Source organism: Mycolicibacterium confluentis (genome assembly GCF_010729895.1).
GTDB classification, from domain to species: Bacteria; Actinomycetota; Actinomycetes; order Mycobacteriales; family Mycobacteriaceae; genus Mycobacterium; species Mycobacterium confluentis.
Genome location: NZ_AP022612.1, coordinates 3,702,461 through 3,715,157, shown reverse-complemented (window position 1 = coordinate 3,715,157; position 12,697 = coordinate 3,702,461). Strand labels below are relative to the sequence as shown.

Below are 12,697 nucleotides of genomic sequence, written 5' to 3'. Positions count from 1 at the left end.
GACTGTTAGGAGTACACATGAAGATCGCCGTTCTAGGCCTCGGGTATGTCGGTATCACCGCGATGGCGTGTCTGGCCAGCCAAGGTCATGAGGTCATCGGTGTGGACCCGAATATGACGAAAGTCGACGCAGTCCTTTCGGGCCGCTCACCGATCACCGAGCCCGGCATCGGTGACATGATCGCCGAAGCTCGCCGCATGGAACTGATCACGGCCACCGCGTCGGTGACCTCCGACGTCGTCGACTCCGATCTGATCATCGTGTGCGTCGGTACGCCGAGTGCGGTGGACGGCTCGCACAACATGACCTTCATCGCGGAGGTCTCGCGGCAGCTCGCTGAGGTGATCAAGACAGTTCCGCACTGTGCCCCCACGGTCGCGTATCGGTCGACGGTGCGTCCAGGCACCATGGACGAGCTGATCAAGCCGATCTTCGACGGGGTGCTTGGAGACGAGGTCGAACGTGTCGAGTTGGTGTATTACCCCGAGTTCCTCAGGGAGTCCACCGCAGTCGAAGACTACTTTTCGCCGCCGAAGATTGTGGTGGGCACTCATGATGGCGACGCCTGTCCGACCCTGGACAAGATCAACGCTGACCTGAATGCCCCGGTGTTCTACGTGCGTTACCGCGAAAGCGAGATCACCAAGTTCGTCGACAACACCTTCCACGCGGTGAAGACGGTTTTCGCCAACGAAGTCGGTCGAGTGTGCGCCAAGTTGGGGATCAGCGCCACGGAAGTGCACAAGATCTTCGTGTCGGACACGAAGCTGAACGTCTCCCCGACCTATCTGCGGCCCGGCGGTGCGTTCGGTGGATCGTGTCTGCCCAAGGATGTGCGCGCGCTCCAGCACATCTCCCGCACCAGCGGTGGGTTCACGCACCTCATCGATTCGTTGCTTGCCTCCAATGAGTCACACAAGAACTTCCTGTATGAACATGTGACTTCCGGACTCGCACACGGTGCCCGGGTTCTTCTGTTGGGCATCGCTTTCAAGAACGACAGCGATGATCTGCGGGAGAGCCCGAACGTGGATCTGGCCCGCATGCTGATCACGGCCGGGTACCAGCTTTCGATCTTCGATCCGCACATCGAGCCCCAGAATCTGATGGGGCAGAACCTGGGCGTGCTGTCGAACTCACCCTTCATCCGGCAGTTGCTGATCGGCCAGGAGGTCGTCGAGAACACTGCGTGGGACCTGGTGATCGATACCCGCAGTTGCGCTGGCAGATACACGATCACCGCGGTTCGTGTCGTCGACATCAACCGGCTGGCCTGAAGCCGTGTCCGGAAATCCGAGAGGAGAAGACGGCGTGGATGAGGTGCAGCTACCGCGGTTGATGAAGTGCGCGGCGTCGCCCGAACCTCTTCGGATCGCCGTGGTGTACAGCCGACTGCCGTTCCCGATGATGCGCGGGGACCAGATGACAGTCGCGCACCTGCTCAGCTTCCTTGCTGCCCGTGGCCATTCTGTCGATCTGTACACGCTCGCGGTCGACGGCGACCTGACTGGCGAACAGAGCAGTTGGCTGCAACGCAACTGTCGAACAGTGCGGATCTATGAGCAGTCCTGGGCGGCAAAGCTGCTGGGTCTCGTACTCGGAATCCTGTCGCTGCTGCCGCTTCAGGTGAGCATCTTCCGCAATACGAAGCTTCGTCGTGAGTTGGCAGCCTCCGTTGCGGCGGGGGAGTACGACGTCGTCTACTGCTACTACCCGCGCACCGCGCCGGCCGTCCCCCGTTCGATCCGGTCGACGCCGAGCACGGTTTCGTTTCTGGCGTTGCAGCTTTCGCAGACGCTGAATACGAAGCGGATGGCGCGCAATGAGCGCAGCGGACTCAAAAGGATGGTGTACCGGCTTGAGACGGTGCTGATGAGCCGTTACGAATCACGTGTCTGGAAGGACTTCGACAAGACCGTGTTGATCGGGCCGGCCGATGTCGAGGCGGTCAGGGAACAGTGCCGGGTGCATGGTCAGCCGGAGATCGACAACTGGATTTATGGCGCCCATGGGACCGACACGGACAAGTTCGTTCAGGCTGAGCAGAAGGACGTCGTGCCGGGCAGAGTCATCTTCTCGGGGTCCATGCTGTACCCGCCCAACGTGCAGGCGGTGCTGTGGTTCGTGGAGAACGTGTGGCCCGCAGTGCGGGCAGCGCATCCTGACGCCGCCTTCGTCATCCAGGGCCGTGACCCCGCGGCGTCGATACTCGAACTCGACGGACGCGACGGCATCTGGGTGACAGGAACCGTTCCCGATGTGGGAGTGCTCATCCGCTCCGCGCAAGTGTGTGTCAATCCGATGCTTGCAGCAGGGGGTATGCAGAACAAGCTGATTGAGTACATGGCCTCGGGCAAGGCCGTCGTCGCCTCCTCCATCGCGAACGAGGGCATTCGTGCACCGCGCGAAGCGTTGATCGTCGAGGATGAGCCAGAGGCATTCGCCACCGCGGTGATCCGCCTCCTCGAGGAACCCGCAACCGCCACAGACCTTGGCACCTCCGCCCGCGATTACGTGCTGGCGAACTGGACCTGGGAGAAACACTTCCTGGACCTCGAGGACGAGTTCCATGGTGCGCTGAGTGCGAAGAAGCGCCCGCTTGGCGTCAGCAACCATGCCGACTGAGCCGACGGTGAGTCCACGATGTTGGTGACGGTGGTCCTGCGGTACAGCGGGATCGCGCTGCAGTTCGTCATCCTGCTGGTGCTCGCACGGCACCTGGACACGGACGACTACGGCCGGTACATGTTGGTCCTCAGTGCTGTCCTGCCCACCTACTCCCTGTTGGGACTGGGGGTTTCGGAGACATTCGTCCGCGATGCGCCGAAGGTGGTGCACCGGGGGGACCTCCGCCCGGCCGCTCCGCTGGTCGGGGCCACGGTCTCGGTGGCGGTGGGAAATGCCGTGGTCATCGCAGTGCTGGGCGGATTGTTGGTGTGGTTGATGCCGAGCGGTGTCACGGTCACCGTGGTCGCATTCATGGTGGCGTTCTTCATCGCCAACGGCCTGATGTTCAACGGTGCCCAGCTTCTGCTTGGGTGCGGGTTCCAGGGCATGGGCGCCTTCTTCTTCTATCCGGCCGTCAACGTCAGTCTGGCGCTCAGCGCAATTCCGTACGTGATCTTCGTCAGCCACCCCACCTTCGGCGGTGTGGCTGTCGCGACATCCGTGGCATCACTTCTTGTCGCGGCACTTCCGCTCGCGATGGTGCTGCGTCGAGCCCGGCCCAGATGGCCCACGTTCGACACGATTCGCCGGATGATTCGGGTGGGAATCCGCCTGTCGACCGCCCGCGCCCTGTACGGACTCGGCCTCTGGTTGCCCACCTTCATCGCCGGCGTCGTGGTGGCGCCAGCCCAGGCCGGTTACCTGGGAACGGCGGGGAGGCTGGCTGTCGCTGTCGGTGCGGTCACGGCCGCGGTCCGTTTCGCCATTCGGCCAACGATTGTGCGGGCTGCGGAGCAGGGGGATCGCGGGGCGATCAAGTCCATCTGCGGGCGCCTGGCCACGATCACGTTGGGTATTGCCGGAGCGGCGCTGGTGGCCAGCGCCCTGTTCGGTCGACAGCTCATCGAAGTGACCTTCGGCCACGACTTCGCCGCCGCCGCAACGCTGTTGACGATTCTGCTGGTAGCCGTCGCGATCGAAGCATTCGCCGGTCCTGTCGACGAGGTGCTGAAGATGACCGGTCACGAGAACTGGGTGCTGACGATCTTCTGCACCATGCTGCCGGTGATGCTCGTCGCGCTGTTGGTGGCGGCACGGCACGGTGTGATCGTGATGGCCTGGGTGCAGGTCGGCTACACACTGGCGGTCTTCGGCGCCATGATCGCCGTAGTCCGATGGAAGTGGGGAATCTGGCTGCACCCGACCGTCTCGGGCCTGCTGACGCGCCGCGCCCTCGCTGAGCAGGCCGGCTGAGGACAGACGAGTGACATCAACTACAGGTCGTCCGAGGGTGACGAAGCAGCCGCACACCACGCTGTCGTCCGGCACGTCGCTGGTCATCGTGGTGGCGCTGTGCCTGTTGCCGTACCTCAATTTCGGCCCGCTGTCGGCTCCGTCGCAAGTGCAACCGTGGGCGGCGCTGCTGGCGTGGTTGTGGGTCGCGTTCAAGGCCTTGACCACCGGGCTGCGCATCACCGGAATGCAGTGGCTGCTCCTTGTCTTCGCCGTCTGGTTCATGCTCGACGTGTACGGCGGCGAGGGTTTCGATCTGCAGACCTACTTCCGGCGGTCAGCCGCATTTCTGTTGAGCGCCGGGATCTTTCTGGCCTGCCAGTATCTGACACCGTCCGGGTTGTGGCGCGCACTCAAGCTGACGCTGCCGCTCTGGCTGGCATTCGCCGTGATGCGTTACGTCAGCGAGGACGCGTACTTCTCCGTCGTGGCGCCCTTGGTGCCGACCGTGGTGCGCTCTGCCGCGCGCGGATCGTCGAGCCTGGCCCCGGAAGCGACCGACTTCGGTTTCACCATGGTGTTCATGCTCGTGTTGTGCATGATCGCGCGGCGCCGTCTTCGTGAGGAGGGGGAACGGGTCGAGAGGTGGCCACTTCTTGTCGCGGTCGCCGCGACGCTGTTGTCGCAGTCCGGATCTGGCTATCTCGCCCTCGCGCTCGTGGGTGTTCTCTATCTCGTGTTCAAACCGTCGGCCAGGTTCGGTGTGCTCGGCCGGATCTTCACCACAGCGGTGATCGCAGGACCTGTGATCCTCGTGCTCGACTCGTTGACTTCCAGCGGAGTACGAGGAATCGACCTCCTCAGCACGGCAATCCAGTCTCCGAGCGAGTTGATGGACACCACGGTGTCGTACCGTGTCGCGCACAGCCTGGTCGGGCTCTTCGGGCTTCTCGACTCCAACCTGGCGGGCTACGGTGCTGGAGCGTTTGTCAACGAGGCGACCGCGGTGTACCACCGGCATTCGGTGGGCAATCTGTTGGGCCTGCAGGGTTACTACGCCTATGAGGTGCCGGCCGGCCTCAGCAATTCACCGGTCTCCCAGTTCGCGGTCTTCATGCTCGACTTCGGGATCATCGGGGTGATCTACCTTGTGGCGCTGGCAGTCTTCGCCCTCCGGTCGCGAATTCCGTGGAAGCCAATCGCCGTTGCGATGCTGTTCGTTGCGTGGTTCAACAGCTTTCCGGCCGGCTGGCCACCATTCTGGTTGATGATTGGAATTATGATGAGTCCCCATTTCATCAGTGGACGACCTGTCGGCGATGAATCCGTCGACGCTGCACAACCCGTATCGGCTCGACTCGTCCCGATCGCGCGTGGGTTGCGCCACCAAGAAGGTGGGGTCCGTGGTGCGCAGGACTAGAGGTCGCTCGGGCGCGGCCATGCGGTGGTGCGCGGTGATGGCAGCGTGCATCGGCGTTCTCAGCGGGTGCGCGACAGCGCACCCCGAAGCCGACGTGGCCGCCAGATACCAGCCCTACACGTGCATTCCACCAAGCCGGCCAATCCTGCCGTCAATTGAGGCCTCGAGTTCGTCACAGCGCGTCTCCGTCATCGGCGACTCTTTGACGAATGGGAGCCCGGAGGGCGGGACGGGAACCCATCGTTGGACGGCGGTCGTCGAGCGGGAGTTGCGTGCGCGCGGTGTGGATGTCGTGATCAACTTCGGTGCCGAGGGCGGCAGCGGGTATGTGAGCCAGGGCAACCGTGGCGGTGTCTTCGCGGACAAGATCGAGTCGACGGTGAAGCCGGATGATCGGCTTGTGGTGTTCTTCGGCTCTCGCAACGACTCCGGTGCGCTCGAGGGCGAGTTGGCTCATGCCACCTGTGATGCGCTGAGAGAAGCTGAGGTCGCCGCTCCAGGAGCACAGTTACTCGTGATCGGTCCGATGGGGGAGTTTCCAGAGACACCTCACTCCCTCGTCCGTGCGCGCGACATCATTCGAGATCGGGCAGAGGACCTCAATGCACGATTCCTCGACCCGCTGACGGACAACTGGTTTCTCGACCGGCAGGATCTCATCGGGGCCGATGGAGTGCATCCCACCGATGAGGGCCACGCGTACATGGCTCAGAGGATTGCTCCGGTGATCCAGGAGATGCTCACCGCGCCTCGTGCGTCGTAGTGTGAAAAGGGTTGTGGAAGCCCGTTATCGCCGATGGGAACGGAACGCCGAGGCAGTTCGCGCAGGGAGCAGCTCATGACCGACCGCAGGCGGTTCCTCAGGCACGCCGCTGTCGGTGCGGCAGCCCTTGCCGGTGGTTCCGTCCTGCTGCCGAAGAACGGCGTGTCACACGCAGAGCCCTCTGGCGTCACCATGCTCGTGGGCCCCCAAGACGAGGCTGTGAATGTCCGTTCCCTGGTCTGCGGCTCCTCCGCGGGTGTGTGCCCGACTCCCGCTCTGCTGAACGACGGCAGGTACGCACTGCCGGTTGCGGTGTTGAGAGACCCCGCATACGCAGTAGTTTCCGACGTCCTCACGACCTGGAAGTTGGAGGCTGTCGCGCGCGATGACTACGTCAGGGCCGATGGGGCATTCCTTCTCGGGGTTGACGGCAAGGTGATGCGGCAGGCGGGCCGACCGGCATCACTGACGTTGCCGAACTCGGACGTCTTCCGCTTCGAGGTGCGGGCCGATGATTTCGCTGGTCCGTACGACTCTGAAAGTGGAAGCCGGCGCAGCGAGATCGTCGCGCGTCAGCGGGACGGCATCGGCGAGGAGACGGTGTGGAGCTCGTTCTGTCTGGTGCTGGGAGACACACCGGGTCTGGCAGATGCCGGCCGCGGAATCGTTCACCAGTGGCACAGTGTCGATCGTGACATCGGCCGGACACCGGTGCTCTTCATGGATGTCTCGCATTCTCGTTTGACGATCCGGACGTGTTCGTCTTCGCGCCTGTACGGCCAGAAGGCTCGAGAATCACAATCATCGGAGAACGGCAGGTCGGTCACGCATTTTTCCGGTGATGTTCCTGCGGAAGGCGAGAAGACCTATGTCACGCTGCAGGCGACCTTCGGTGAGGACGGTCACCTGAACGCCTGGATCAATGGCGAACATGTCGTCGAAATCGACACTCCGATCGGATATTACGACGACCTCGCGGACGGATCGGGTCGCACTGTTCTCGGATACCCCCATTGGGGCCTGTACACGACGAACCGGCCGGACACCGACGTCGTGTACATCGCCAACCCGGAATGGGGGACCGACAGTCTGCGGGCGCGCATCGAGGCTCCGCGCTCGGTGCCCGATGTGACGTGAAGCAGGCCCGCCGGCTTCTGAGTCGGACCGTGGGTCACTGCTTCTGTACTGCGGGAGAGCGCTTGCGTTGGCCGAGCAGAAAGAGACTTGTCCAGCGGTTCCTCTTGGCCTGGATCTCGATGACGATGGGCACGGCGATGCCGACGAGCGTTCCGGCGATGAACAGAAGCCGAAGATCGTCGATCCCCGCGTGCTTCAGGAGAACCCGCGTTCCGACTGCGGACGGGACGTGGAAAAGATAGATGGTGAAGGAGTAGGCGCCTATGAACGCCAATGGCTTCCAACTCCATCGCAACAGCAGAAGCGCCAGGCAACCGACGATTCCCGTGAGGGTGGCAATCAACGATGCACGGGGCGGAAGAAAGGGGATGACGCCAAGAACTCCGAGTTGGGTGATCGCGAGAAGCGGCACCAGGGCGACGACGACGGAAGCCCGTAACGCGAGGGGAGCCTCCCGCCAGGCGAACCGTGAGGCCAGCAGGCCGGCGATGAAGAAGGGGCCGAGATACAGAGCCGACCGCAACCCCATGATGTCCCACTGCGTCGCGGGAACCAGCACGTTCGCCAATGCCATTGTGAGAGCTGCTCCCACGAGCAGCATCGTCCGCCTGCGCGGATCGGCGACGGTGTCGATGAGTGTGACCAGGAAGAACACCCAGAAGATGGCCCAGATGAACCAGAACGGCGATACCGGGACAATGTGCCACAGGTACCAGGGCGTCCTGAAGGGCTCATTCACCCCCGGGGCATAGGTCTGTAGGACGGCGAGGAGCGTGCCGATGACAAACATCGGCAGAAGCAGTCGGCGGGCCTTTCCACGGAGGAACCGGGGCCAGTTTCCGAGCACGGTCAGCGGACGTAAGGCGTAGACGTAACCGGATATGAAGGTGAACAGGGGCATTCGCAGGTAGGCAAACGAGTCTGCATACCATCGAAAGGTCGAGTCATCCGGGACGTGCAGGCCACCATGCCGGTTCTCGCCGATGACATGAAATGCCACAAGCAATATGCAGGCCAGCCCACGCAGCGTCTCGATGGACGCATCCTTCTGGTTCTTCAGCATGGTGGATCCACCCTCACGGAGGCTTCGTGGCCCCCGTGTGCACGGAGAAGTGCTTCCACGCGTGCGCGGATCGCAGGCACGTCATCGAAGACGCCGACGCCGACACTGAACACCAGCATCTGGCCCCCGCTGGGGACGCGGGTCGGCGCCAGTGTCACTGCGGTGGCCTGCTCGGGCTGCAGGTATCGACGACTCCACGTTCTCTCCTCGATGCCGTCGATTGCACCTTCGTAGACGGTGATCGCGGTCTGCGCACCTTCCTGCGCGGCGCGCACAGTCCGCCTCCGGTCGGTGTCGAGGCGCCAGTCGTTCGGGATGAGAAGTGTTGTCGCACCGGGTGTGTCCGATGAGTTCCACCTGTCCACGATGAGCAGGCCACCGTTGAGGGCGCAGATCACGCGTATGCAGAGTCCGGCGGGTGTCGTGATCGTTCCGCCGATGCTCTCAGTCGGTAGATCTTCCAGCACCGTCGCCGCAATCGGCGCAGCGGAGGCGAGCTTGCCGACCTTGAAACAGCCGGAGTACTCCACAGGTTCAACGTCGAGATATCGAGGGCCGTTGTGACCGGCCGCAGAGCGTTCGTACATACGTTGGGGTCCAGTGGAGTACTGGGAAGTTCCCGGGTCGACGATGAATCGGTGACCGTCCACATCGACCTCGACCGCGAGGAAATCAGCGTGTCCGTGGCCGGGGTTCCATCGCGGTCCGATCTCACCGGCATCCATGAGCGCATCGATCGGTCCAGAACTCAGTCGGAAGTAGCCGGCGTCCGGCAGGGAGTCCGGAACTGACACGCGGTCAGTGCGCAGAATTGTTGCGGGCGGCGGAACCTCGCCGATCCAACTGTCGTTGAAGAGCGCGATGTCGCCGTCGCGATGAGTCAGAAAGAGCCAAGCGCCCGCAGCGGCGGTGGCACGTTCCTGCGCCAAAGTCCTCGTGGCTGGGGACAGGAACGGGCAGGCCGCGAAGATCTCCAGGGACATCACGGTCAATCCCTGGTACATCGCGGATCGTTCAATCTGCATGCCGTCGGGGAGGACGGTGGCTTCGATGATGCGGTGCACGTCACGGTCAAGCCGCGCGGCGCGGGAGTCGGATATCGAACCCGCGGCCAGATGGTAGAGGCACAGCGCGGCCAGGTTCCGCTCAGTGTGGTTGTTCCGAAGATCGTGTTCGATGTTGTGCCAGAGGAATCCGGCGTCGAGTCGCGCGGACTCCTCAACTTCTGACCGTGTCCCGGGATCCAGGCTGCCCGCGGCCAGGCCGACCGACAGACCGCTGAGCATGGCGAGCAACCGGTGGGAGGCGCCATATGGGGACCATCCCACCGAGAAGACATCGGGTGCTGCGAAAGACCGTGCATCCGAGAAGCTGTTCAGCAGGGCGAGTGCCGTCCGATGGCCGGCGGGCTCCGCGTCCGCCAGCAGCGAATGCAGGACTTCCAACTGGCACAGTTTCATTCGCCACAGATGGTGGTCATTCTCTTCGGGCAGCTCGTAGGTCCAGTCGATCGCGGCGATCGACTCGAAGTCCACCGTTCGGCCCAAGAGGGTGAACCGTCCGTGCCCCGCGTCACGCACTTCCTGATCGGTGTGCTGGTAGAAGCATCCGATGAAGGACGCGAGATCCGCCGGCATCCGATCCGACGAGGAGGGCAGCGGTAGGCGGCCGGCGGTGCGACGGACGATCCCGTCGTAGTGGTCGGGGAACTTCCGCACGGCTCTGTTCCTCGTCAGACGCTTGGTCTGATGGGCGGCCATTCGAGGGGTGAGGCGTGCGGCGGCGCGTAGCGTGGTGTTCAAGGACACAAGGGGATCCCGTCGGCGAGCTGGGTCTGAATGCGGTCCTGGCTGGGACCGGGGTGGGGCGCAGAGCTCAACGCACATCTGGTTGAGGTGGCCAACGGGGGCTGCGTGGCGGGCCCGCCCGCCGAGATGCTCAGCGCCCCTTATAAAAGAGCACCTCGCGGAATGTCCGAAGAATGATCTTGATGTCGAGCCACAGTGACCAGTTCTCGATGTAGAAATTGTCGTATCGAGCCCGGTCGGCGATGGACGTGTCTCCGCGGAGTCCGCTGACTTGGGCCAGGCCGGTCAGCCCGACATGGACGCGGTGGCGGTGGGCGTACCCGTCATATTGGTTCGAGAACTGCTCCACGAAGTGTGGGCGTTCAGGCCTGGGACCGACCAGCGTCATATCGCCTCGAAGGATGTTCCAGAGCTGGGGCAGTTCGTCGATGGAGGTGGCACGGAGGAAGCGCCCGACAGGACCGACCCGATTGTCTCCTGCCACGCTCCACTGCGTCTGTGACTCGTTTTCGTTGGCGGGACGCATGGAACGGAACTTCAACACGTCGAAATGCCTGCCGCCGCGACCGACTCGCACCTGGCGGAAGATGACACCCGGGCCGCCCTCAATCCGAACCGCGAGCGCGGTGACGGCGAGGACCGGCGAGAGAAGGACAAGCGCAGTCACCGCCACCAAGATGTCGAAGGCGCGTTTGATCGCTCGTGTCGGGCCGTGGAGCTTGGGATTGCGAATTCTCATGATCGGGATGGATCCGATGTGGTCGGCGATTCCGGTGAGCATGTGGAAGTGGTGAAGGCGCGGGACGATGAGCAACTCAACGTTGTGGCAGGTCGGTGTCCGTACCGCGTCCATGAGGGACTGCTCGTTGAAATTTCCGTCGGCGATCAGCACGTGGTCTGCACCCGTCGCCAGCACGGCGACGTCGAGGTCGGAGAGGCGTCCCAACCGCGGGATCCCTTGGAGAGCATGGGGATTGTTGTCATCGACGAAGCCGATCAATCGGAGTCCGTACTCTCGGTGCTCCGACAGAATTCGCGCGAGCTCGGCTGCCACCGGCCCGCTGCCGATGAGCACTGTCCCATGCTGGGCGATACCGCGCTTCCGGGCCACCGCGATCAGACGAGTGGTGACGATGCGGCCGAGGATCACCAGCGCCACGGATTGGCAGGCGGTCTCGAGAAAGATGAGCACCGCGGTCTTCTGGTGAAGCTGGAGGATGATCGCCGCAACCGCAGCCACAGAGACCAGCAGTCTGCCGATGATGGAGGGCAGTTCATCGAGAAGGCTGGGGTGCAGTCGTGCGGTGTAACGCCTGCCTCCAGTGAGGAGGAGAACACCGAGCACAGCCATCGTCAGAACCGAATTGACCTGCGGTGGGCGCCAGAGCAGCGGGGCCACCATGAGGGCGAAATCGACTACGGGGACAACCATCCAGGCCCGTATGTGGCTGAGGAATCCCGTAGGCGCGGGCCCGTGATCCGGGAGTGAACCTTCGACGGTGGTGTTGCCGTTGGTGCTCGGGTTGGCCGCTTCGAGGCGCCCGTGGTCGCCGGTCGATACTGGTGCGCCGATGACTTCGGTCAACGTTCCTCCTCTGCAGCCGCCGTGGCACTTTCGCCAGTGAGGCGATATGTCCGGCTCCGGATGAAGCTCCGGTGACTGGATATTAGCGCCGCCGCAATCTGTTTGCAGAGCAACGTAGCAGAACCTGCTTGAGCGCGCGGCTCACCGCAGCGCTCGGTGAATGCTCTTGGCTAGGTTGGGCGTTGGCTGCAGGCACGGCTCAGAATCGCTCGTTCATTTCGGGTTTCTTTGCCCGCATGCGCTTGCTGGGTGGTCCAGCGACTTCGGCGGAGCTGGCGTCGCGATCGGCCCGGTGGGACGATTGAACGGGTATAAGCCCGTGTGAGAGCACTTTTGAAAGGATGATCGCACTGCACACACTGTTTGTTTGCACCGGAAACATATGCAGGTCGCCCATCGCGGAAAGACTGGCGTCCGCTGGTGCGGCGCAGGCCCGGATCCGGGACTTCACGGCGTCGAGCGCGGGGGTCCAGGCGCTGGTCGGACACCCTGTTCATCGACACGCTGTGCCGGTTATAGAAAGCCTGGGCGGCAATGCCTCAAACTTTGCTGCACGCCGCCTCAGCCCGCAGATCGCCTCTGCCGCCGACTTGATCCTGACCATGACGCGAACGCAAAGGGACGCGGTGCTTGCGCTTGCACCGCAGCGGCTTCGTATGACTTTCAGTCTTGGGGAGGCGGCTCTCCTGGCATCGGATCACCGATTGACGAGCGTGTCGGAGATGGCGGCCATGCGGCCCCGGCTCGCCGCCGGGCGGGTGCCCGACGTCCCGGATCCGATTGGCAGGGACGCGGACTTCTTCGAGACTGTGGGTGCACAGATCGCAGAATTGTTGCAGCCGGTTCTGAAGTTCTGTGAAGACATCGCGAACTCTTGAGCTTTTCTTGGTCGCAGGGATCCGCGCCGTGGACGTTGTCAGGTTGGTGGACAACGTCTTTCGCAACTGGCGGGTCCTATTGATCTCCGGGGTTTGATGTCGACCTGTCCCCACTCCGCTCCCGCGCCCCCTGAAGGTGTTCG

General features: G+C 63.2%; 10 protein-coding genes. 7 read left to right on the top strand and 3 right to left on the bottom strand.

Features of this window, described 5'->3' with window-relative positions; genetic code table 11:
* Positions 1-17 precede the first annotated feature (17 nt).
* The 6 genes from G6N34_RS17490 (at position 18) to G6N34_RS17465 (ending at position 7,220) form a co-directional block, all read left to right on the top strand.
* Positions 18-1,277, top strand: a complete 1,260-nt coding sequence (locus G6N34_RS17490) for a nucleotide sugar dehydrogenase (RefSeq protein WP_085148992.1) — start codon at positions 18-20, stop codon at positions 1,275-1,277.
* Between the two features lie 103 nt (positions 1,278-1,380).
* Positions 1,381-2,625: a glycosyltransferase gene (locus G6N34_RS17485; RefSeq protein WP_163645435.1), complete on the top strand. Its 1,245-nt coding sequence runs from the start codon at positions 1,381-1,383 to the stop codon at positions 2,623-2,625.
* Positions 2,626-2,643: 18 nt separating this feature from the next.
* Positions 2,644-3,921, top strand: coding sequence for a lipopolysaccharide biosynthesis protein (locus G6N34_RS17480; protein WP_085148986.1), 1,278 nt, complete (start codon positions 2,644-2,646; stop codon positions 3,919-3,921).
* A 37-nt stretch (positions 3,922-3,958) separates the two neighbouring features.
* Positions 3,959-5,320, top strand: coding sequence for an O-antigen ligase family protein (locus G6N34_RS17475; protein WP_085148983.1), 1,362 nt, complete (start codon positions 3,959-3,961; stop codon positions 5,318-5,320).
* Positions 5,307-6,083, top strand: coding sequence for an SGNH/GDSL hydrolase family protein (locus tag G6N34_RS17470; protein ID WP_163645433.1), 777 nt, complete (start codon positions 5,307-5,309; stop codon positions 6,081-6,083). Before G6N34_RS17475 ends, G6N34_RS17470 begins: the two co-directional genes overlap by 14 nt.
* Positions 6,084-6,158: 75 nt before the next feature.
* A complete protein-coding gene (locus tag G6N34_RS17465) occupies positions 6,159-7,220 on the top strand; it encodes a heparin lyase I family protein (RefSeq protein ID WP_163645431.1) in 1,062 nt (353 codons plus the stop codon).
* A gap of 34 nt (positions 7,221-7,254) precedes the next feature.
* Here G6N34_RS17465 and G6N34_RS17460 read toward each other — a convergent pair whose 3' ends face one another.
* The 3 genes from G6N34_RS17460 to G6N34_RS17450 form a co-directional block, all read right to left on the bottom strand.
* Positions 7,255-8,283, bottom strand: coding sequence for an acyltransferase family protein (locus G6N34_RS17460; RefSeq protein WP_085148977.1), 1,029 nt, complete (start codon positions 8,281-8,283; stop codon positions 7,255-7,257).
* The gene (locus tag G6N34_RS17455; protein WP_163645429.1) at positions 8,277-10,001 is read right to left on the bottom strand and encodes a heparinase II/III family protein; all 1,725 of its coding nucleotides are present in this window, start codon (positions 9,999-10,001) and stop codon (positions 8,277-8,279) included. The genes G6N34_RS17460 and G6N34_RS17455 overlap by 7 nt, the downstream gene beginning before the upstream one ends.
* Before the next feature lie 220 nt (positions 10,002-10,221).
* A complete protein-coding gene (locus G6N34_RS17450) occupies positions 10,222-11,676 on the bottom strand; it encodes a sugar transferase (protein WP_234812731.1) in 1,455 nt (484 codons plus the stop codon).
* 341 nt (positions 11,677-12,017) lie between these two features.
* On the opposite strand from G6N34_RS17450, the gene G6N34_RS17445 reads away from it, so the two are divergent.
* Positions 12,018-12,554: an arsenate reductase/protein-tyrosine-phosphatase family protein gene (locus G6N34_RS17445; RefSeq protein WP_308213221.1), complete on the top strand. Its 537-nt coding sequence runs from the start codon at positions 12,018-12,020 to the stop codon at positions 12,552-12,554.
* Positions 12,555-12,697 lie beyond the last annotated feature (143 nt).

Bases quoted from the DNA above. Each gene is read 5' to 3' on its own strand.
- G6N34_RS17465 (WP_163645431.1), top strand. From the start codon at position 6,159: ATGACCGACCGCAGGCGGTTCCTCAGGCACGCCGCTGTCGGTGCGGCA.
- G6N34_RS17445 (WP_308213221.1), top strand. From the start codon at position 12,018: ATGATCGCACTGCACACACTGTTTGTTTGCACCGGAAACATATGCAGG.
- G6N34_RS17480 (WP_085148986.1), top strand. From the start codon at position 2,644: ATGTTGGTGACGGTGGTCCTGCGGTACAGCGGGATCGCGCTGCAGTTC.
- G6N34_RS17460 (WP_085148977.1), bottom strand. From the start codon at position 8,283: ATGCTGAAGAACCAGAAGGATGCGTCCATCGAGACGCTGCGTGGGCTG.
- G6N34_RS17490 (WP_085148992.1), top strand. From the start codon at position 18: ATGAAGATCGCCGTTCTAGGCCTCGGGTATGTCGGTATCACCGCGATG.